Genomic DNA, 21134 nt, shown 5'->3' on the forward strand with positions numbered 1-21134 from the left:
CCCATGTCCCTTCCGTCTCGTCGCACCGCTCTCGTCCTGAGCACGGCCCTGGCGTTCGGCACCGGCCTGGCCGTCCTCCCCACCCAGGCGTACGCGGCCACCGTGGTCGTCAGCAACTCCACGGACCTGTCCAACGCCATCAAGAACGCCACCGCCGGCACCACCATCCAGGTGCGCGGCGGCACCTACTACCCGACGGCGACCCTCCAGTCGACGGCGAACGGCAGCTCCTCCAGCCGGATCCACCTCCAGCCCTACGGCTCGGAGACCGTGAAGATCGACGGTTCGAACCTCCCCGACGGCGACTGGATCTTCAAGCTGACCGCCGACTACTGGACCGTCTCCGGGATCACCTTCCAGAACTCCCCGGACAGCGCGGTCGTCTGCCAGTCCTGCGCCTCCACGGTCTGGGACAACATCAAGACCATCAACGGCGGCGACTCCGGCTTCACCCTCACCGGCGACAGCACCACCAACAACCTGGTCCGCAACATCGACTCCTACGGCCACTACGACCCGGCCAACCACGGTGAGAACGCCGACGGCATCGCCGTGAAGTTCGGCTCCGGCAGCGGCAACCTCATCACCGGGGCCCGCCTCTACAACAACTCGGACGACGGCCTGGACTTCTGGTCCTTCTCCTCGCCCGTCACCGTCGAGCACACCTGGGCGATGGGCAACGGGAAGAACCGCTGGTCGGACTCCGCCTTCGCGGGCGACGGCAACGGCTACAAGCTGGGCGGCGACGGCGAGACCGTGGCCCATGTCATCAACAACTCGGCCGCCTGGGACAACGCGGGCAACGGCTTCACCGAGAACAGCAACAAGGGCGCCATCGTCCTCAACCGCACCACCGCCTACGCCAACGCCAAGTGGGGCTACTACTTCGCCACCGGCGCGGCCCGCCTCGGCAAGAACCTGGCGGTGAGCAACAGCGGCGGTTCGGTCAACAAGGGATCGTCGGTCGTCTCGTCCGGCAACAACTGGGACTCCGGCATCGCGACCCCGGCCTTCCGCTCCACCAACGCCTCCACCACCTTCAACGCCCGCTCGTCCAGCGGCACCCTGCCCGCGACCACCTTCCTGACCACGGGCAGCACGACGATCGGCGCGACGATGGACTGAGACGAGGGTCTGGGGCGGACTAGGAGAACGCGGCCAGCAGGCGGTCGTACTCCTTCTTCGTCACCGGCATGACGGTGCCGTGCCTCGGGCTGGCGGGCAGCGCGTAGTTCGCGGAGGGCGTCCAACGGCCCGAGGCGAGATCGGTCGTCTCGAAGGGGAGGTAGCCCCGGCCGCCGTACTCGTCGATGAAGAGGTACCACTTCTCCTCGGTGTTCGACTTGAAGACGGTCGGGCCCTCGCCCCGGCTCATCGCCCCGCTGCCGATGCAGTCCGAGACGAAGTCGTACGAGGTGTCCGTGAGCGACCTGGACTTCTCCCCGGTGATGAACTTCGCGCACGGGCTGGAGGAGTTCGGGTCGCGCTCGTCCTTGGTGTAGCGGTAGTACGTGCCCCGGTGCTCGACGACGGTGGAGTCGATCACCGAGTAGCCGGGGTCGTTCCACACCTTCGGCGCGCTGAAGGTACGGAAGTCCCTGGTCGTGGCGTACATCATCTTGTTGTACGTCGAGCCGGTGTGCTCCGGGTCGTCGGCGGCGTAGAGCTTCGAGGCCCAGAAGACGACGTACTTGCCGAGCCTGCTGTCCCAGTAGGCCTCCGGCGCCCAGGTGTTGCCCGCGTTGTCCGGGGACACCTGCACCAGCCGCTGGTCGGTCCAGTGGACCAGGTCCTTCGACTCCCAGATCATGATCGACTTGCTGCCGTGGCGCTGGACGTCGTCCCAACTGCCGCTGCTGTTCTGGTACATGCGCAGATCGGTCGCGATCATGTAGAACTTGTCGCCCTTGGGGGAGCGGATCACGAACGGGTCCCGCAGGCCCTTCTCGCCGATGGTGGAGGTGAGGACGGGCTGCCCCGCGTTCAGCTCCCGCCAGTGCAGGGCGTCGTTGCCCTCGCTGAGCGCGTAGCGGATCTGCTCGCCGTCGGCGGTGCCCTCACCGGTGAAGTAGGCGAAGAGATAACCGGCGTACTTCGGCTTGGGCTTGTACGCCGGCTGTGCCGATCCTGCCGACTGGGCCGGGCTCGGCGGTGCGGCCAGCAGGCCGAGGAGGAGGGCCAGGAGGGGGAGCAGGATCGTGCGGGCGGTACGGCTCATGACACATCCTGTGGGGGTCTGGTGGATTCTGTTCGGCAAGTCGCCCTCGGAGTCTCATCAGTGGGGTTCAGGACGTCAATCGGTGTGCGTGTGAAGACTCCGAGCGAAACTTTCGAGCGTTTTCGCGGGGACGCGGCAACCCTTTCCCGGCGGGCGGCGACCAGTGATCAGAAGCGGGCCGGGGCGGCCCCTCCGGCCCGCTTCGTCTCTCGTCTCCGCTGAGATCCGTCCCCGAGAAAGGAACCCCTGTGCGTCAGAGCAGCAGTGGGCGCCACCGAAGAACCCGCACCCTGTCGATCGCCGCCGCCGTGTCCATCGCCGCGGGGGCGGGCGGCGTGTATCTCGGCCTCGCGCACGACGGTGCCCAGGCCGCCGGCACCACGGTCACCGTCTCCAGCACCGCCGCACTGGAGTCGGCCGTCGCGAACGCCGTCGCCGGTACGACCATCCAGGTGCGCGGCGGCACCTACAAGCCGGCGAAGACCCTGAAGTCCACGGCCAACGGCACCGCCTCGGCCCGGATCACGCTCACCGCGTACGGCAGCGAGAAGGTGAGGATCGACGGGTCCGCGCTGCCCGCCGGGTCCTGGCTGGCCGGGATCTACGGCGACCACTGGACCGTCTCCGGCCTCACCTTCCAGAACTCCCCGGCCCAGGGCTTCGTCGCCACCTCCTCGGTCGGCGGGGTCTTCCAGAACCTGGTCACCGCGGACAACGGCGACTCCGGGTTCACCCTGCGCGGCGACGGCACGACGGACAACCTCGTGCGGAACCTGGACAGCCACGGCAACTACGACGCCGCGAACCACGGCCAGAACGCCGACGGCATCGCCGTGAAGTTCGGCTCCGGCACCGGCAACCGGATCACCGGCGCCCGCCTCTACAACAACGCGGACGACGGCCTCGACCTCTGGCAGTTCTCCTCGCCCGTCACCGTCGACCACTCCTGGGCCTTCGGCAACGGAAAGAACCGCTGGAACGACTCCGCCTTCGAGGGCAACGGCAACGGGTTCAAGCTGGGCGGCGGCGGCGCCTCGGTCGCGCACTCCGTCAACAACAACGCAGCCTGGGACAACACGCTGCACGGGTTCACCGAGAACTCCAACACCGGCGCGATGCTGCTGAACCGCAACACCGCGTACGCCAACAAGGAGAACGGCTTCTACTTCGCCACCGGCAAGGCCCGGCTGGCCCGGAACCTGGCCGTGGACAACGGCACGGGCAAGGCGAAGCTCGGGTCCCGCACCGTCTCGGCGGCCAACAACTGGGACAGCGGGGTGACTTCGCCGGCCTTCAGGTCGACGGACGCGGCCACGGCGTACGGCGCCCGCAGGTCGGACGGCTCGCTGCCGGTCACCACGTTCCTGACGACGGGCTCCACGGCCATCGGGGCCACGATGAACTGACCCCTGGACAGGGCGAGAAGGCGCCCCCCGCCGGTCGTCACCGGCGGGGGGCGTTGTTCGTGCCGACCCCGAGGGGGGCTCTGGTCGGCACCTGCTGCCGGCCGAGGGGGGCTCAGGCCAGCAGGTCCGGACAGTCGAACGAGGTGCCCGGGCTGAGGAAGGCCGAGCCGCTCGAACCACTGACGATGCTGAGCTTCAGTACGTTGTCCTCACTGGTGTTCGACTTCCACGCACTGGCAGGGACGCTGTAGGTGAACGTGTGGTTGTTCCCCCGGTACGAACCCGTCGTGAGGGAACGGGTGGAAGGCTGTCGCGGGGCCACCGGGATCGGCGGGACCCAGTCATTGATGGATACCCGCGGACGCCCGCCCGCGAACGCGTCCGTGACGCTTATCCGCAGCGTGTGCGCGGCCGCCGCCTGCGCGGCCGTCAGCTTGAAGAAGATCCGGATGCCGGCGTTGACGTCCTGCCGGATGTACGCCGATCACGGCCCGTCGGCCGGTGACCCGTCGGCCGGTGACCCGTCGGCCGGTGACCCGACGGCGGTGCCGGACGCGCTGGTCCGCAGGTGCGGTCATGAACCCGATTCCTCACTGGTGGTGACTCTCGCGCCTCTTGGTCGCCACCGGTGGGGAAAGGGTTGCCGTGTCCGTGGATCTTTTCCGGGCTACGAATCGCCCTCGTCGGAGGAGTCGTCGCCGTCGTGGCTCTGGAAGCCGCCGCCGACCGCGAGTTCGTCCCCGCCCGCCGTCGCGGTCATCGTGTAGCGGTCGTCGCCCGCGTCCCGGCCGCCACGCTCGTGGTTGTACTGCCCGGCGAAGACGAACTCGCCCTTGGGGACCGTCCGTCCGTCCTTGAGCACCCAGGTGTAGACCAGGAAGCCGTCGTCCGCCTCGACCGTGAGATCGAAGTCCTGCTCCGGCAGCGACCGCCAGGCACCGGCCGAGGAGACCCCGCCGGTCTGGGCGATGGTCAACTGGACGGTCAGCTCGGTGAGCTGCTCGCTCGTCCTCAGGGTGAGATTGCTCTGCGCCCAGAAGTCGTTGCTGTGCGGATCGACCGAGCCGTCCGACCAGAGCGGGCCGTCCTCCTCGTGTCCCGAGGTGGGCGGCTCCGGCGCCGTCGTGTCCTTGGTGGACGGGCTCCGCGACGGTGTCGAGCTGGGTTTCTTCGTCTCCCGCTGCCCGCCGGTGCTCGGAGTCGGATGGTCCGGGTGGATCGGCGCCCGGCTCGTCGCGGCCGGGGACTCGACCGGCGTCGGGGAGACCGCGACCGTCTGCTCGGCCGGCGGTGTCTCCTCGCCCTTCACCGCGGAGGCGACCGCGTACCCGCCGACCGCGAGCACCCCCGCGACCCCGGCGGTGGCGGTGACCACCCGCACCCAGCCCCACAGCGGCGGCCGGGTCGCCTCACGGCTCCGGCGCTTCTCGGGGGCGGCGGCCATGCCACGCTCGATCCGGGCCAGGATGCGGGCGCGGTCGGGCTCGTGCGCCTCGGCCGACTCGCGCAGCCGGGCGCGCAGGTCCTCGTGCACGTCCCTCATCGGTCCCTTCCTCCGCTGCCCGGCGCACCCGCACCGGTCACACTCGCGCCCCTCACGCCCCCGCTCGTGATACCGGCGTGCATACGCCGTGGCGCGTCCTCGGTGCCGAGCAGCTTCTGCAACTCGGCCATGCCCTTGGACGTCTGGCTCTTCACCGTACCGACCGAGACGCCGAGGGCGAGCGCCGTGTCCTTCTCCGAGAGGTCGAAGGCGTGCCGCAGCACCACACAGGCCCGCTTGCGGAACGGCAGCCGGCGCAGGGCCGACTGGACGTCGACCACACCGGGCACATCGGGATTCTCGGTCTTCTCCTCGCGCTGCGACCAGAACAGCGTGATCCTGCGGCGCTCACGGACCGCGCTGCGGATCCGGGTGCGGGCCAGATTGGCGACGACGCCCCGGGCGTACGCCACCGGATGGTCCGCCGCGCGCACCCGGTCCCAGCGGTGCCACATCGCCAGCAGCGCGTCCGCGGCCAGATCGTCGGCGGCGTCCGCCTCACCCGTCAACAGGTGGGCCAGGCGCGACAGTTCGGCATAGTGACGTTCGAAGAAGGCGTGGAACTCCACGGAGGCTGCGTCGTCGACGACAGTGCCCACGGGGACCTCTCTTCTCGCTGCGGCCACAGCAGCCGAGCCGGCTGCCTGTGCGTGTCATGTGGATGACAGGTGATCGTCCGGGGTCGACCCCCGACGAGATCCGGAAGAGTAGCAGTGATCGTGAAAGGTGTTCGTACGCGGCTTCGAACGCCGTCTTGCAGGGAGAATTCCGATTCCGTAACACGGAGAAAACCTGAATCGGGTTCACCGGGGGAACAATCCAGCCAGCATCCGCGCGTAGTCAACGCATGTCACTAGGAGCACCGTTCATGTCCGAGGCACAGAAGGTGGCCGACCGGTCCGAGGCCGAGCCACCCGGGGCGAACAGCGTCGATCGCTTCTTCAAGATCAGCGCCCGGGGGTCCACCTTCGCCCGTGAGATCCGCGGCGGCTTCGCCACGTTCTTCACGATGGCGTACATCCTTGTCCTGAATCCCATCATCCTCGGCAGCGCGAAGGACAAGTACGGCCACACCCTCGACGGCGCCGAACTCGTCACCGCCACCGCCCTGGTGGCCGCGGTGATGACGATCATCATGGGCGTCGGCGGAAACCTTCCTCTGGCGCTCGCCGCCGGTCTCGGCCTCAACGCCGTCGTCGCCTTCCAGATAGCCCCGCTGATGAGCTGGGCCGACGCGATGGGCCTGGTCGTCCTCGAAGGCCTGCTGATCTGCGTCCTGGTGGTCACGGGCCTGCGCGAGGCCGTCATGCACGCCATACCGCAGCCGCTGAAGCAGGCGATCAGTGTCGGTATCGGTCTGTTCATCGCCTTCATCGGCTTCGTCGACGCCGGGTTCGTCAGCCGCATACCCGACATCGCGAACACCACGGTTCCGGTGCAGCTCGGCGCCACCGGTGCGCTGTCCGGCTGGCCCATCCTGGTCTTCTGCCTGGGTGTCCTGCTGACCATCGGCCTGCTCGCCCGCAAGGTGAAGGGCGCGATCCTCATCAGCATCCTGACGATGACGGTCGTTGCGATCGTGATCAACTCGGTGGCCGACATCAAGAGCTGGGGCCTGACCACCCCGAAGGTCCCCGACGACATCGTCGCCGCCCCCGAGTTCGGCCTGATCGGCGACTTCAGCCTGTTCGGCTCGTTCGGCGAGACCACCGTCATCACGGTCGTCCTGCTGATCTTCACCCTGCTGCTGTCGGACTTCTTCGACACCATGGGCACGGTCGTCGGCATCACCGCCGAGGCGGGCCTGCTCGACGACGAGGGCAAGGTGCCGAACCTCGGCCGGGTCCTCCTCATCGACGGAGCCGCGGCCGTCGCGGGCGGCGCGTCCTCCTCGTCCTCCGCGACCTCCTACATCGAGTCCGCGGCCGGCGTCGGCGAGGGCGCCCGCACCGGCTTCTCCAACCTGATCACCGGCGGCCTCTTCGCGATCGCCCTCTTCCTCACCCCGCTGCTGACCATCGTCCCCATGCAGGCCGCCGCGCCCGCGCTCGTCGCCGTCGGATTCCTGATGATGACCCAGGTCAAGAACATCGACTGGGACCGGTACGACATCGCCATCCCGGCGTTCCTCACCATCGCCGTCATGCCGTTCACCTACTCCATCACCAACGGCATCGGCGCCGGCTTCCTCGCCTTCGTCCTCATCAAGACGGTCCTCGGCAAGGCCAAGGAGATCCACTGGCTGCTCTGGGGCACCTCGGCCCTGTTCCTGATCTACTTCGCGATCAACCCGATCCAGCAGCTGTTCGGGGTGAAGTAGCCACCAGCGCGCCGAGGACGAAGGGCCGCCCCCGGGGGGAGTGGGGCGGCCCTTCTTATTCAGGTGGTCCAGGTGTCGTTCAGTCCTTCAGCGCGGCCTCCATGACCGCCTTGGCCACCGGCGCGGCCAACCCGTTGCCGCTGACCTCAGAGCGTGCCGCGTTCGACTGTTCCACGACGACCGCGACGGCGACCTCCTTGCCGTCGGCCTTCCCGTACGACGTGAACCAGGCGTACGGCGTCTTGCTGTTGTTCTCGCCGTGCTGGGCCGTACCGGTCTTGCCGCCCACGGTCGCCCCGCTGATCCGCGCGTTCGTGCCCGTGCCCTCCTCGACGACCGTCCGCATCGCCGACTGCAACTGCTCGGCCGTGCCGGAGCTCATGATCTCCGTCGTGTCCGTCTCGGAGCCGTAGTCCTCCAGGACGTCCCCACCACCGTCGGTGATCTGCGCCACCATGTACGGCGAGACCAGCTTGCCGCCGTTGGCGATCGCCGCCGACACCATCGCCATCTGCAGTGGCGTCGCGGTGACGTCGTACTGTCCGATACCCGTCAGGGCCGTGGAGGGCCTGTCCATGTCCGACGGATAGACACTCTCGTACGCCCGCACCGGCACGTCCTGCGTCTTGTCGTCGAACCCGAACTTCTCCGCCATCGCCCGCACCTTGTCCTGCCCGAGGTCGACGGCCATCTTCGCGAACACGTTGTTGCACGAGTACTGCAGCGCCGTACGGATCGTGGCGTTCTCGCAGGGCGCGCTCGCGTTCTCGTTCGACAGCTCCCTGTTCGTGTCCGGCAGCGTGTACGGGTCCGGGCTGACGGTCTTGTCGTCCACCGACCCGTACAGCCCGTCCTCCAGCGCGGCGGCGGCCACCACCAGCTTGAACGTCGACCCCGGCGGCAGCGGCTGGCGCAGCGCCCGGTTGGTCAGCGGCTTGTCCTCGTCCGCGTTGAGCTTCTTCCAGGCCGCACCCGCGGTGTTGGCGTCGGTCAGCGAGGACGGGTCGTACGACGGGGTCGACACCACCGCGAGGATCTTCCCGGTCGACGGGTCGATCGCGACGGCCGCGCCCTTGTTGTCGCCGAGCGCGTCGTACGCCGCCTTCTGCACGGCCGGATCGATCGTGGTGATCACATTGCCGGGGTCGGCCCGCTGTCCGGTGACCGTGTCCATCACCGTCTTCAGCCGCAGGTCCGTGCCGTCCAGCAGGTCCTGGTAGATCCCCTCCAACTGCGTGGGCGCGTACGCCTGCGAGGCGTAGCCGGTGACCGCCGCGTACAACTCGCCGTCCGTGTACGTGCGTCTGTACGCGAGGTCGCCGCCCTTGGTGCGGGCCGAGCCGGTGATCGAGTCACCGGCCACGATGATGTTCCCCAGCGGGTCCGCGTACGTCTTGATCGCGTTGCGCCGGTTGTCCTGGTCGTCCGCGAGCGCCGTGCCCTCGTAGAACTGCACCCAGGTCGCCCTGACCAGCAGGGCGAGCACGAGCAGCAGGGTGAAGACGGCGGTGCGCCTGATCGTCTTGTTCATCGCACCCGGAAAGACGAGCGGGATGCGACCGAACGTTCCCTTCGCCCGGCTTTCTCATGGGGTCTTCATGTGGCCGGGGTTGCCATCGAGCCCCTCCGTGGGGCCGGCGGCGGTTCAGAGGCGTCGCGTCGCCAGGGTCAGCCGGTCGCGGGCGTCGAAGAGGGCGTCCTTGACCAGCTGCTCGTGCGCCGGGGTCAGCCGGGCCACCGGGACCGAGCAGCTGATCGCGTCACGGGCCGGGGTGCGGTACGGGATCGCCACGCCGAAGCAGCGCAGCCCGAGCGTGTTCTCCTCGCGGTCCACCGAGAACCCCTGCTCACGGATCTGCCGCAGCTCCTCGATCAGCCGCTCCCGGTCCGTGATCGTGTGCTCGGTCAGCGCCGGCAGGGTCTCCGGGAGCAGCTTGCGGACCTGCTCGTCGGTGTGGGTGGCCAGCAGCGCCTTGCCCAGCGAGGTGGAGTGCGCGGGCAGCCGGCGGCCCACCCGGGTGAAGGGCCGCAGATAGTGCTGCGACTGCCGGGTGGCCAGATAGACGACGTTCGTGCCGTCGAGGCGGGCCAGGTGGATCGTCTCCGTGGTGTCGTCCGACAGCCGGTCCAGCGTCGGCCGGGCCAGCGCCACCACCTCGTCGCCGTCGATGTACGACGTGCCCACGAGCAGCGCCCGGACGCCGATGCCGTACCGCGTGCCCGTCGCGTCCGTCTCCACCCAGCCCAGCTCCACGAGGGTGCGCAGCAACATGTACAGGCTGGACTTGGGATAACCGACGGCTTCCTGCACGGCCGCCAGGGAGTGCATACCGGGGCGTCCGGCGAAGTATTCGAGCAGCTCCACGGTCCGCACCGCCGACTTGACCTGTGCTCCGCCGCCCGTCTCGACCACCGACATCGCCCTTGACCCCTTCGTTCGACGGGAAATAGTCTCCGACAGCATATTCATCATCAGAGACAGCGTTCAGCATATCGAACGACCTCGGTGAATGACCATGAATAGCCCAGAAATACCCTGGTGAACGGCACCAGGAAAAGGTGGAGGGACCCGCGGTGGCAGCAGCACCAGTCTGGAGTGTCGACCCCCGTACCGGGAAGCAGCGCGAGCAGGTTGCGGTGGAGGCCACAGCGCAGGAGGTCGACGCCGCCGTCCGCGCGGCGCACGCCGCCCGCGGCTCCCTCGCCGACCGCACGGTCCGCGCGGCCTTCCTGCGCACGGCCGCCGACCAGCTCCAGGCGGCCAAGGACCACCTCGTCGAGGTCGCCGACGCCGAGACCGCGCTCGGCCCGGTCCGGCTCACCGGTGAACTCGCCCGCACCTGCTACCAGCTGCGGGCCTTCGCCGACATCGTGGACGAGGGCGCGTTCCTCGACGTGGTGATCAACCACCCCGACGACACCGCCACCCCGCCCATCCCGGACCTGCGCCGCTACAAGGTCCCCCTCGGCGTCGTGGCCGTCTACTCGGCCTCCAACTTCCCCTTCGCCTTCTCCGTCCCCGGCGGCGACACGGCGAGCGCCCTGGCCGCCGGCTGCCCGGTCGTCGTGAAGGCCCACCCCGACCACCCGGCGCTCTCCGAGCTGGTCGCGATCGTGCTGCGCCGCGCCGCCGCCGAGCACGGCATCCCCGAGGGCGTCCTCGGCCTCGTGCACGGCTTCGAGGCGGGCGTCGAACTGGTCAAGCACCCCCTCGTCACCGCCGCCGGTTTCACCGGTTCGGTACGGGGCGGCCGTGCCCTCTTCGACGCGGCGGCCGCCCGCCCCGTGCCGATCCCGTTCCACGGCGAGCTGGGCTCCCTGAACCCCGTCCTGATCACCGCGGCCGCCGCCGAGGAGCGCGCGGAGGCCATCGGTACGGGCCTCGCCGGGTCGATGACCCTCGGTGTCGGCCAGTTCTGCGTGAAGCCGGGCCTGGTGCTGGCGCCCGCCGGTGACGCCGGTGACCGGCTGCTGAAGTCGCTCACCGACGCGGTCAGTGACGTCGACTCCGGGGTCCTGCTGGACCACCGGATGCGCGACAACTTCCTCGCCGGCGTCGCCGAGCGCGCGGAGCTGCCCGGCGTCGAGTCGCCGGTGACCGCCGGCGCGGGCGGCGAGCACACCGTCAGCCCCGGGTTCCTGACCGTCCCCGCGGAGAAGCTGGCCACCGAGGGCGAGCACGACCTCCTGCTTGAGGAGTGCTTCGGGCCGCTCACGGTGGTGGCGCGCTACGCGGACGAGGACGAGGCCAAGTCGGTCCTGTCCCGGCTCCCGGGCAACCTCACGGCGACGGTGCACGTGTCCGGTGAGGAGGCGGCCGAGGGCGGGCGTGGGCCCGAGCTGCTGGCCGAGCTGACGCCGCTCGCCGGGCGCGTCCTCGTCAACGGCTGGCCGACGGGTGTGGCCGTGGCCGCGGCCCAGCACCACGGCGGTCCCTACCCGGCGACGACCTCCACGTCCACGTCGGTGGGCGGGACGGCGATCGAGCGGTGGCTGCGGCCCGTGGCGTACCAGGGGGCGCCGTCGGCGCTGCTTCCGCAGGAGCTCCGGGACGAGAACCCGCTGGGGCTGCCGCGGCGGTTCAACGGCGTCTTGGAGCGATAGCGGTAGCGCCGTAGGGGTTCCATGCGTTCCGGGCTGCGCGTGCGTCGTGGTTGCTCGCGCAGTTCCCCGCGCCCCTTTTGGGGCGCGGCAGTGGGCCGGGAGCTGTAAGAATCGCCCAATGGACGTCGAGATTCCCGAACTCCCCTTCCCCCTTCGCACATACGGACCCGATGGGCACTGGTCCTATGAGGACGGGGTGCTCACCGGGTGGGCCGGTGCCCGGCAGGACCGGTTCGTGCCGCCCACGGACGACGGGCTGGACCCCGCGTCGGACGCGCCCCGGCTGCTGGGGGCGCCGGAGGGGGACTTTCAGCTGATCGCCCGCGTCACCGTCGGCTTCGCCGCCGGGTTCGACGCGGGCGTGCTGTATGTGCACGTGGGGCCGCGGGCCTGGGCGAAGCTCTGCCTGGAGAACTCACCGGACGTCCCCACCGTGTGCACGGTGGTCACCCGGGGCCACTCCGACGACGCCAACTCCTTCACCGTCGAGGGCAGTTCGATCTGGCTGCGGGTCAGCCGCACCGGCCGCGCCTTCGCCTTCCACGCCTCCCGCGACGGCAAGCAGTGGACCTTCGTCCGCCTCTTCACCCTCGCCGACGCCTACGAGAGCGGCGCCGCCCTCATCGGCTTCATGACCCAGTCCCCGATGGGCGAGGGCTGCGTCGTCACCTACGACGAGATCGAATTCCGCCCCAACTGGCCGAAGGACCTGAGAAACGGCAGCTGAGACCGCGCCCCTGAAAGGGGCGCGGGGAACTGCGCGAGAAGCCCCACCGGACCCGCGCTGTGGGGGTCGACGGGGCGCAGCCCCTGGATGGGGGCACCTCCCGCTCGAGCGCAGCCGAGAGTGGGGGAGGGACGGGTAGGGGCGGCGGGGGCGAAAGACCCCCGGCTGCCGGGAATGCCCCGGGCTGCTTGAACGTTCACCAACCGTAGAAGCGGAGGGAGTCTCCGTACCCGTACGACTTGGAGAGCTGACACCATGCGCGTCGAGATCTGGAGCGACATCGCCTGCCCCTGGTGCTACGTGGGCAAGGCCCGCTTCGAGAAGGCGCTCGCGGCCTTCCCGCACCGCGACGGCGTCGAGGTGGTGCACCGTTCCTTCGAGCTCGACCCGGGCCGCGCCAAGGGCGACATCCAGCCGGTGCTCACCATGCTGACCAAGAAGTACGGGATGAGCGAGGCCCAGGCCCAGGCCGGCGAGCACAACCTCCGTGAGCAGGCCGCCGCCGAAGGGCTCCCCTACCGCGCCGAGGGCCGTGACCACGGCAACACCTTCGACATGCACCGCCTGATCCACTTCGCCAAGGAGCAGGGTCGGCAGAGCGAGCTGCTCCAGGCCTTCTACCGGGCGAACTTCGCCGAGGAGCGGTCTGTGTACGCCGACGCGGACGCCTACCTGATCGAGCTGGCCGTCGAGGCGGGCCTCGACGAGGAGGCCGCGCGCAAGGTGCTGGCCGACCCGGACGCGTACGCCGACGCGGTCCGCGCCGATGAGCGCGAGGCGGCGGAGCTGGGGGCGAACGGGGTGCCGTTCTTCGTGCTGGACCGGAAGTACGGGGTGTCCGGGGCGCAGCCCGCGGAGGTCTTCGAGAAGGCGCTCGTCCAGGCATGGGGGGAGCGGCCGGCGCCGTTGAAGCTCGTGGCGGCGGAGGGTGCGGAGGCTTGTGGGCCGGACGGGTGTGCCGTGCCGCAGTAAAGGGTGCCGGGTAGCGCCGTAGGGGGTGCGGTGATTCGCGGGCTACGGATCCGTCGTGGTTGTTCGCGCAGTTCCCCGCGCCCCTGAAAAGTTCGGTCTGCTGCCACAGTGGAGGCATGGAGACCTTCGAGAGCCTCGTACGTGCCGAGTTCGTCCCGAAGAACACCTACCTCAACACCGCCAGTACCGGGCTGCTGCCCGCGCGGGCGGTCCGTGCCATGACGGCCGCCGTCGAATCCGTGGCGGACGGGCGGCCGCAGGACATGTTCGCCGATGTGGAGGCCGCGCGGGCGGCGTTCGGGCGGATCGTCGGGGTGCCGGACCGCCGCGTGGCGGCCGGGGCCTCGGTGGCCGTCTACAGCGGTCTGATCGCCGCCTCGCTGCCCGAGGGCGCCGAGGTGCTGACCGCCGAGGGCGACTTCACCTCCCTCGTGAACCCCTTCCACGTACGCGGCGACCTCAAGGTGCGCCAGGTGCCGCTGGAGCGCGTCGCCGAGTCGATGCGCCCCGGCACGGCGCTCGTCGCGGTGAGCGCCGCGCAGTCCGCCGACGGCCGGGTCGCCGACCTGCCCGCGATCCGGGAGGCCGCGCGGGCGCACGGCGCGCGGACGTACGTCGACGCCTCCCAGTCCGCCGGCTGGCTGCCGATCGAGGCGGACGCGTACGACTACGTCGTCTCCGTCGCCTTCAAGTGGCTCCTCTGCCCGCGCGGAGTGACCTTCCTCGTCGTCCCGGAGGACCTCGGCGGCCTCACCCCCCTCTTCGCCGGCTGGGTCGCGGGGGAGGAGCCGTGGGACAGCTGCTACGGCCCCGTCGAGGAACTCGCGCACTCCGCCCGCCGGTTCGACGAGAGCCCCAGCCTGTTCTCGTACGCCGGCGCCCGCCGCTCCCTGGCGCTGATCGAGGAGCTGGGCGTGGCGAACGTACGGGACCACGACCTGGCGCTGGCCGACCGGTTCCGCGCCGGGCTCGCCGGACTCGGCCACGAGCCGGTTCCGGCGCCCGGGTCGGCGATCGTGTCGGTGCCCGGACTCGGCCGGCGGCAGGGGGAATTGAGCCGGGCGGGCGTCGAGGTCTCCGATCGCGCGGGCCATCTGCGGGCCGCCTTCCACCTGTACAACTCACCGGCGGATGTCGACCGGCTCCTCGACGTCCTGTCCGGCTGACTTCCGAGACCCACTGGCGCGGACCGCGCCAGGACGCTAGGAAGGGCATCACTAGGTGGTGGTGCCGGTGGAGCCGATGCTCGAACAGCCGTCCATCGATGTGGAGTTGCATCGGCGGCTGGTGTACGGGGACGAGTCCGCGCTGCGTGAGCTGTACGCGGCGTACGGGGGACTCGTCCGGCGGGTGGCCGTCCGGGTCACCCGCAGCCCGGCGGCGGCCGAGGACGTGGCGCAGGAGGTCTTCGCCCAGCTGTGGAGCAGACCCTACGGCTTCGACGCGCGCCGGGGCTCGCTGCGCACCTGGCTGTCCATGGTCGCCCACCGGCGGGCCGTGGACTGGGTACGCAGCGAGGCCCGGCACCGTAAGGACGCCCACGCGGACGACTCGGCGCTGCACGCCATCCCGGACGCGGGCCCCGGCCCCGCCGAGGCGGTCGTCGACCGCGAGCGCTCGCTGAAACTGCACACCGCTCTCGCCGAACTCCCGCGCCCCCAGCGGGAGGTGGTCCACCTCGCCTACTTCGCGGGCCGCACCTACCGCCAGGCCGCCGTGGAACTGGGCATACCCGAGGGCACCGCGAAGACCCGCCTCCGCTCGGCCCTGCGCAAACTGGCGGAGTCCCTCGCGGACCCACCGGACCCGGCAGCCGTGAGGGGCGTGTGATGGGGGCGCACACAGCCGTCCGGACCGTGCGACGCGTGCGTATCGTGGACGTGGCAGGGCGAAAGGGCGGCGCACGATGACCAACGACCACGACGGCGTACGGGAGCTGCTGGCCGCCTGGGCCGTCGGCGCTCTCCCGCCCGCCGACCAGCGGACGGTCCCCGTGCACCTGGCCGCCTGCGAGCCGTGCGCGGCGGAGGCGGAACGGCTCCGCGACACGGTACGGCTCCTGGACGGCACCCCGGGGCCGACGCCGGGTCCGGTGCCGGGACCGAGGCCGGACGGGCTGCCGGGCGGGCTGCCGGGCGGAGCCTTGAACGGGAGCGCCGACGCCGTCCTCGCACTCGCCCTGCGCTCCCGTCGCCCCCGCGCCGCCGAGATCGCCCACCACGCCGCCCCGTACGCCGCCGCCGTCGCCGGACTCCAGGCGCTGGTCCCGGAGTTGGCGGGCCGCTGGGGCACGCCGGTCGTGCACGACTGGGACGCGCACGCCACCGTGGCGCATCTGGTTGCCGCCGACGAACACCTCGCCGTGGGCCTCGGTGTCGACGCCCGCCTGCCCGCCTCGCACATCCCGGAGGGGACGCCCGCGGCGGACGCCTGGGCCAGGCGCACCGCCGACGTCATCGCCCACGAGCACGGGCGCACCCCCGGGGAGACGGTCGCCACCTGGGCCGCGCAGGCCGCCGCGCTGCTGGCCACCCCCGAGGCCGCCGACCCCGAACTCGCCGCCCGTGCGGTCACGGTGATGGGCCTGCGGCTGCCGGTCGCCGACCACTTCGTGGTGCGGGCCTTCGAGGCGTGGATCCACACCGACGACATCGGCCGCGCGCTCGGCCTCGCCGTCCCCCCGCCCCCCGACGAACACCTCTGGTCGCTGGTCCGCCTGGCCGTCCGTATCCTCGGCCTGGCCCTGCACGACGCGCCCCCCGTCCGCTTCGAGGTCACCGGCCCCACCGACACCAGCTGGATCCTCGGCACCGACACCGACCCCGTCCACGCCGAACTCACCCTCGACCCCGTCGACTTCTGTCTCCTGGTCGGCGGCCGCTACGCCCCGGACGAGGTCCCGAGCGGCATCACGGGCGACGAGACCGCGGCGAGGACCGTACTGGAGACGGCGGCGTCGCTGGCCTGGCTGTGAGAACGGAAAGGGCCGGGCGGTCGCCCAGGGGGTGGCGACCGTCCGGCCCGTCAGGGGAGCCGCGGGATCACTTCACCGGGGTGAAGTCCCGCGCGCCGATGAACTCCGGCCGCCGGATCGGAGCCGCGAAGGGCTCCACGGCCGCGTTCTCCACGCTGTTGAAGACGATGAAGACATTGCTGCGCGGGAACGGCGTGATGTTGTCGCCGGAGCCGTGCATGCAGTTGCAGTCGAACCAGGTCGCCGAACCGGCCTTGCCCGTGAACAGCTTGATGCCGTACTCGGAGGCCATGGCCGTCAGCGCCTCGTCGGACGGCGTGCCGGCGTCCTGCATCTGCAGCGACTTCTTGTAGTTGTCCTTCGGGGTGGCCCCGGCGCAGCCGAGGAACGTCCGATGCGACCCCGGCATGATCATCAGACCGCCGTTGGTGTCGTGGTTCTCGGTCAGCGCGATCGAGACGGACACCGTCCGCATGTTCGGCAGCCCGTCCTCGGCGTGCCAGGTCTCGAAGTCGGAGTGCCAGTAGAACCCGGACGCGCCGAACCCCGGCTTCACGTTGATCCGCGACTGGTGGACATAGACGTCCGAGCCGAGGATCTGCCGGGCCCGTCCGACGACCCGCTCGTCCCGCACGAGCTGCGCGAACAGCTCGCTGATGCGGTGCACCTCGAAGACCGACCGGATCTCCTGCGACTGCGGCTCGATGATCGAGCGCTCGTCGGCGCGGACCGCCGGATCGGCGACGAGCCGCTCCAGCTCCCGGTGGTAGACGGCGACCTCGTCCGGCGCGATCAGCTGTTCGACGGGGAGGAACCCGTCGCGCTCGTACGCCTGGAGTTCGGCGAGGGAGACCGGGCCGGGCGTGCCGGGGGAGCCCCAGACGACCGGGTCCTGCCGCGGCATCGACACCTCGGTGGCGCCGCGGCTCGGGTAGAGGTCCGGAACGCTGGTGGCAGTGTTCATCGTGGTGGTCGTGGTCATGGTGATGTCACACCTCCTCGGGCTCGGTGAGCAGCGGGTAGACGCCGTTCTCGTCGTGGTCCTCCCGGCCGGTCACGGGCGGGTTGAACACACAGAGGCAGCGGAAGTCCTCCTTGATCCGCATCGTGTGCCGCTCGTGCCCGTCGAGGAGGTACATGGTCCCGGGCGTGATCGTGTACGTCCGCCCGGTCTCGTTGTCGGTCAGCTCGGCCTCGCCCTCGACGCAGACCACGGCCTCGACGTGGTTCGCGTACCACATCGACGTCTCCGTACCGGCGTAGAGGATCGTCTCGTGCAGCGAGAAGCCGACCCTCTCCTTGGCGAGGACGATGCGTTTGCTCTCCCACGTGCCGGACGCGGCCTTGACGTGCCGGTCGGTGCCTTCCAGGTCCTTGAAAGAACGGACGATCACGGTGCTGCGATGCCTCCTAGTTAGATGAATTCCCGTACGGCGTCGGACGGCTTCCCGTACGGCGTCAGACGGTTTCCCGTACGGCGCGGGCGAGGACGCGCAGGCCCTCGTCCAGCTCCTCGGGGGTGATGGTGAGCGCGGGCAGCAGCTTGACGACCTCGCTCTCCGGGCCGGACGTCTCGATCAGCAGCCCGAGTTCGAAGGCCCGGTGGGCGATCCGCCCCGCGCGCGCCTTCTCGTGGAACTCGATGCCCCACACCAGGCCGCGTCCCCGGTACTCCTTCACATCGGCGAGGTTCTCCTCGGTGATCGAGATCAGTGCCTGCTCGACCTGCTCACCGCGCTCACGGGTCTGCTTCTCCATGGCGGAGCCGTCCGCCCAGTACGCCTCCAGCGCGGCCGTCGCCGTCACGAACGCGGGGTTGTTGCCGCGGAACGTGCCGTTGTGCTCGCCCGGCTCCCAGATGTCCAGCTCCGGCTTGAACAGGCACAGCGACATCGGCAGCCCGTAGCCGCTGATGGACTTGGAGACCGTCACGATGTCGGGCGTGATGCCGGCCTCCTCGAAGGAGAAGAAGGCGCCCGTACGACCGCAGCCCATCTGGATGTCGTCGACGATCAGCAGCATGTCCTGCCGCTCGCACAGCGCGGCCAGCGCCCGCAGCCACTCCGGGCGGGCGACGTTGATGCCGCCCTCGCCCTGCACGGTCTCCACGATCACCGCGGCGGGCTTGTTCAGCCCGGAGCCCTGGTCCTCCAGCAGTCGCTCGAACCACAGGAAGTCCTCGACCGTGCCGTCGAAGTAGTTGTCGAACGGCATCGGCGTCCCGTGGACGAGCGGTATGCCCGCCCCGGCCCGCTTGAAGGCGTTGCCGGTCACGGCCAGCGAGCCGAGCGACATGCCGTGGAAGGCGTTCGTGAACGACACGACCGACTCCCGGCCCTTCACCTTCCGGGCCAGCTTCAGCGCCGACTCCACCGCGTTGGTGCCGGTCGGGCCCGGGAACATCACCTTGTACGGCAGATCACGCGGCCGCAGCACCAGGTTCTGGAAGGACTCCAGGAAGGCCCGCTTCGCGGTCGTCGACATGTCGAGGCCGTGGGTGACGCCGTCGCGTTCCAGATAGTCGATGAGGGCGCGTTTGAGGACCGGGTTGTTGTGGCCGTAGTTGAGTGACCCGGCGCCGGCGAAGAAGTCCAGATACGTGTGGCCGTCCTCGTCGAACATCCGGCTGCCCTGCGCGCGGTCGAAGACGGTGGGCCAGCCGCGGCAGTAGCTGCGCACCTCGGACTCCAGGGTCTCGAAGACGCTCAGGTCGGGCTGGGTGATGGTCACGTCGAATCGCTCCTCGGTGCGTGGGGGGTGAGGGAGGGGAGGGGGAGTACGGGGGTGGCGGCGGGGCTCAGGGGGAGAGCGGGCCGATGCGGTGCAGCACCTCGGGCTGGTGCGGGCCGTCCGGGAAGTCCGCCGCTTCGAACAGGACCGTGCGCTCGACGCGCGCGCCGTGACGTTCGGCGTACGCGGCGAACAGGCGCTCGGAGGCGGTGTTGCCCGGGGTGATGGTGGTCTCGACGGCGGTCAGGGGGTGCTGTCGCGCGACCCGCGCGGTGAGCCCGTCCAGCAGCGCGCCAGCCAGGCCGAGCCCCCGGTGCGCCTCGTCTACGGCCACCTGCCACACCAGCAGGGTGTCCGGACGCTCGGGCCGCACATACCCGGTCACGAACCCGACCGGTTCCCCGGACTCGTCCCGCGCCACCACCGAGGTGTCCGCGAAGTCCCGGCACCACAGCAGATAGCTGTACGAGGAGTTCAGGTCCAGGGCTCCGGAGTCCCCGGCGATACGCCACAGCGCGGCGCCGTCCGCCACGTCCGGGCGGTCGATCCGAATCCCTTCCACGATTTCTGTCAGTGGTTCTGCTTGTGCGGCAGTCATGGGCTTGAATTTACCCACGGGAATTTCGAATTGCATTGCCCGCTGGGGTTACGTATGGGCCGCCCGCGTGTTATCACGCGGGCGTGAGGGGCCCAGGGGGGCAGGGGTGTTGTGGGGGGTTTTGACCGGTAATTACCGCAGAAAACGGGCGCGTTGTGGAGTCGGTCACACGTGCGTAACCCTCACGAGATCTGCTCGAATTGGCCCCGTCAGTGTTCGCGAAACCTTTGCGTTTAGGTGAGAGGAGAGCGGGCAGAAGAATACGGGATCCTGTTCTGAGAATTCCATCGTATTCCTGCCGGAAAAGCGACCGCCCGCAATTCCCCCGGATTCCTCCCGCCCGGCTACGCCCAGGCCTCCGTCGCCGCCCGGCGGGCGCCCTCCAGGTCGACCGCCGCGCCGAACTCCGCCAGCGCCGCGCCCAGCCCCGCGAGGGCGGCGTGTACGACACCCGGGGTCGCGTCCGGGCCGTAGTGGTTCACTCGGACCATCTCCGAGGCGAGGGTGCCCCCGCCCGCCGCCAGCGGCAGGGCCGGGTCCGCGGCGAGCGCCTTGGCGACCAGCTCCGACGCGTCGACCCCGGCGGGCGCCCGCAGCGTCGTGGCCACCGGCGCGGCGTCGGCCGCCTCGTGGACGTACGGCTCCAGACCGCCGCCCAGTGCGAGCGTCCCCGCCCGGGTGGCCGCGGCGGCGGACGCGTGTCGGGCCATCACCGTGGCCGGGCCCTCCGCCTCGATGCGCTCCAGACAGGCCTCCAGGGCGAGCATCTCCAGCTGCGCCGGCGCGTGCAGGAGCGCGCGCCGGCCGCCGTCGATCCAGCGCTCCTTCCAGTCCAGCAGGGAGAGGTAGGAGCGGCGCGGGGCCCGCGGATTGGCCGCCATCCGCGCCCAGGCCCGCTCGCTCACCGAGATCGCCGACACCCCGGCCGGTCCGCCCATCGCCTTCTGTGCCCCGATCACGCACAGGTCGACACCCCACGCGTCGGGCAGCACCGGCTCGGCGCCGACGGAGGCGACCGCGTCCAGGTAGAACAGCGCGCCCTGCTCGCGGACGGCCTCACCGATCTCCGCCACCGGGTTGGTGTTGCCGGTCGCCGCCTCCGCGTGGACCAGCGACACGAAGTCGATCGCCGGGTGCTCGGCGAACGCGTCCCGGATCTGTCCGGCCGTCACCGCCGTGTGGAAGGGGACGGCCAGGTCGATCACGGTCGCCCCGCAGTCCCGCAGCCAGTTCCCGAAGGTCTGCCCGTACGGCCCGGTGATCACATTGAGCGCGGTGGTGCCGGGCCCGGCGGCCCCGCGGATCGCGCCCTCCAGCGGCAGCAGCGCCTCGCCCTGGGTGATCACCACGTCCTGCGCGGTGGAGAGCAGCCGCCCCACCCGGTCCTCGATCGACGCGAAGTGCGCCGCGCTCAACGGGGCCAGATCCAGAAACGGGTGTGTCACGGGGTGCTCTCTTCACTGACGGGGTAGATGGTGTCGAGGGTACCGACGGCACCCTCGCACCCCTCACCGATGACTTCCGAGGTCGAGCGGCTCGGCA

18 protein-coding genes and 2 pseudogenes are annotated in these 21134 nt (G+C 70.3%); 9 read left to right on the forward strand and 11 right to left on the reverse strand.

Features of this window, described 5'->3' with window-relative positions; genetic code table 11:
* The first annotated feature begins 3 nt into the window (after positions 1 to 3).
* On the forward strand, positions 4 to 1125 hold the full coding sequence (locus ACZ7MG_RS38320) for a right-handed parallel beta-helix repeat-containing protein (protein ID WP_471391682.1): 1122 nt from the start codon (positions 4 to 6) through the stop codon (positions 1123 to 1125).
* A 25-nt stretch (positions 1126 to 1150) separates the two neighbouring features.
* Here the strand turns inward: ACZ7MG_RS38320 and ACZ7MG_RS38325 are convergent.
* Positions 1151 to 2218: pseudogene (locus tag ACZ7MG_RS38325) on the reverse strand (glycoside hydrolase family 43 protein); the annotation flags it as partial.
* A 248-nt stretch (positions 2219 to 2466) separates the two neighbouring features.
* Between ACZ7MG_RS38325 and ACZ7MG_RS38330 the strand changes: the two are divergent.
* Positions 2467 to 3624 (forward strand): right-handed parallel beta-helix repeat-containing protein, encoded by a 1158-nt coding sequence (locus ACZ7MG_RS38330; protein ID WP_471391677.1) that lies wholly within the window; start codon positions 2467 to 2469, stop codon positions 3622 to 3624.
* Positions 3625 to 3736: 112 nt separating this feature from the next.
* Here ACZ7MG_RS38330 and ACZ7MG_RS38335 read toward each other — a convergent pair.
* The 3 genes and pseudogenes from ACZ7MG_RS38335 to ACZ7MG_RS38345 all read right to left on the reverse strand — a co-directional run.
* A pseudogene (locus tag ACZ7MG_RS38335) lies at positions 3737 to 4105 on the reverse strand (polysaccharide lyase family protein); the annotation flags it as partial.
* 186 nt (positions 4106 to 4291) lie between these two features.
* Positions 4292 to 5167 (reverse strand): anti-sigma factor, encoded by an 876-nt coding sequence (locus ACZ7MG_RS38340; RefSeq protein WP_471391674.1) that lies wholly within the window; start codon positions 5165 to 5167, stop codon positions 4292 to 4294.
* Positions 5164 to 5766 (reverse strand): SigE family RNA polymerase sigma factor, encoded by a 603-nt coding sequence (locus ACZ7MG_RS38345; protein ID WP_152167893.1) that lies wholly within the window; start codon positions 5764 to 5766, stop codon positions 5164 to 5166. The genes ACZ7MG_RS38340 and ACZ7MG_RS38345 overlap by 4 nt, the downstream gene beginning before the upstream one ends.
* 269 nt (positions 5767 to 6035) lie before the next feature.
* On the opposite strand from ACZ7MG_RS38345, the gene ACZ7MG_RS38350 reads away from it, so the two are divergent.
* The gene (locus ACZ7MG_RS38350) at positions 6036 to 7487 is read left to right on the forward strand and encodes an NCS2 family permease (protein WP_471391671.1); all 1452 of its coding nucleotides are present in this window, start codon (positions 6036 to 6038) and stop codon (positions 7485 to 7487) included.
* 79 nt (positions 7488 to 7566) lie between these two features.
* On the opposite strand, the gene ACZ7MG_RS38355 is transcribed toward ACZ7MG_RS38350, so the two are convergent.
* Positions 7567 to 9018, reverse strand: coding sequence for a peptidoglycan D,D-transpeptidase FtsI family protein (locus tag ACZ7MG_RS38355; protein ID WP_471391668.1), 1452 nt, complete (start codon positions 9016 to 9018; stop codon positions 7567 to 7569).
* A gap of 114 nt (positions 9019 to 9132) precedes the next feature.
* Positions 9133 to 9906 (reverse strand): IclR family transcriptional regulator, encoded by a 774-nt coding sequence (locus ACZ7MG_RS38360; protein WP_471391665.1) that lies wholly within the window; start codon positions 9904 to 9906, stop codon positions 9133 to 9135.
* 155 nt (positions 9907 to 10061) lie between these two features.
* Here ACZ7MG_RS38360 and ACZ7MG_RS38365 point away from each other — a divergent pair, with 155 nt between their 5' ends.
* The 6 genes from ACZ7MG_RS38365 to ACZ7MG_RS38390 all read left to right on the forward strand — a co-directional run bounded on the left by ACZ7MG_RS38365 (position 10062) and on the right by ACZ7MG_RS38390 (position 16264).
* Positions 10062 to 11591, forward strand: a complete 1530-nt coding sequence (locus ACZ7MG_RS38365) for an aldehyde dehydrogenase (NADP(+)) (protein ID WP_471391663.1) — start codon at positions 10062 to 10064, stop codon at positions 11589 to 11591.
* Between the two features lie 118 nt (positions 11592 to 11709).
* Positions 11710 to 12318, forward strand: coding sequence for a DUF1349 domain-containing protein (locus ACZ7MG_RS38370; RefSeq protein ID WP_471391661.1), 609 nt, complete (start codon positions 11710 to 11712; stop codon positions 12316 to 12318).
* A 255-nt stretch (positions 12319 to 12573) separates the two neighbouring features.
* The gene (locus ACZ7MG_RS38375) at positions 12574 to 13290 is read left to right on the forward strand and encodes a DsbA family oxidoreductase (RefSeq protein WP_471391658.1); all 717 of its coding nucleotides are present in this window, start codon (positions 12574 to 12576) and stop codon (positions 13288 to 13290) included.
* 116 nt (positions 13291 to 13406) lie between these two features.
* Positions 13407 to 14456, forward strand: coding sequence for an aminotransferase class V-fold PLP-dependent enzyme (locus tag ACZ7MG_RS38380; protein WP_471391655.1), 1050 nt, complete (start codon positions 13407 to 13409; stop codon positions 14454 to 14456).
* A 55-nt stretch (positions 14457 to 14511) separates the two neighbouring features.
* Complete coding sequence (locus ACZ7MG_RS38385) at positions 14512 to 15120, forward strand: RNA polymerase sigma factor (RefSeq protein ID WP_471391652.1); 609 nt, start codon at positions 14512 to 14514, stop codon at positions 15118 to 15120.
* Between the two features lie 76 nt (positions 15121 to 15196).
* Positions 15197 to 16264 carry a maleylpyruvate isomerase family mycothiol-dependent enzyme gene (locus tag ACZ7MG_RS38390; RefSeq protein WP_471391650.1) on the forward strand — a complete coding sequence of 356 codons (1068 nt, stop codon included), beginning with the start codon at positions 15197 to 15199 and terminating at the stop codon, positions 16262 to 16264.
* 67 nt (positions 16265 to 16331) lie between these two features.
* Here ACZ7MG_RS38390 and thpD read toward each other — a convergent pair whose 3' ends face one another.
* The 5 genes from thpD to ACZ7MG_RS38415 all read right to left on the reverse strand — a co-directional run bounded on the left by thpD (position 16332) and on the right by ACZ7MG_RS38415 (position 21037).
* On the reverse strand, positions 16332 to 17246 hold the full coding sequence (gene thpD, locus ACZ7MG_RS38395) for an ectoine hydroxylase (protein WP_471391647.1): 915 nt from the start codon (positions 17244 to 17246) through the stop codon (positions 16332 to 16334).
* Between the two features lie 7 nt (positions 17247 to 17253).
* Complete coding sequence (locus tag ACZ7MG_RS38400) at positions 17254 to 17658, reverse strand: ectoine synthase (RefSeq protein WP_471391629.1); 405 nt, start codon at positions 17656 to 17658, stop codon at positions 17254 to 17256.
* A gap of 64 nt (positions 17659 to 17722) precedes the next feature.
* Complete coding sequence (gene ectB / locus ACZ7MG_RS38405; RefSeq protein ID WP_471391626.1) at positions 17723 to 18994, reverse strand: diaminobutyrate--2-oxoglutarate transaminase; 1272 nt, start codon at positions 18992 to 18994, stop codon at positions 17723 to 17725.
* A 67-nt stretch (positions 18995 to 19061) separates the two neighbouring features.
* Positions 19062 to 19592, reverse strand: coding sequence for a diaminobutyrate acetyltransferase (ectA, locus tag ACZ7MG_RS38410; protein WP_471391623.1), 531 nt, complete (start codon positions 19590 to 19592; stop codon positions 19062 to 19064).
* Positions 19593 to 19936: 344 nt separating this feature from the next.
* A complete protein-coding gene (locus ACZ7MG_RS38415) occupies positions 19937 to 21037 on the reverse strand; it encodes a pyridoxal-phosphate-dependent aminotransferase family protein (protein WP_471391620.1) in 1101 nt (366 codons plus the stop codon).
* Positions 21038 to 21134 lie beyond the last annotated feature (97 nt).

The organism is Streptomyces sp. NPDC107538 (genome assembly GCF_055657445.1).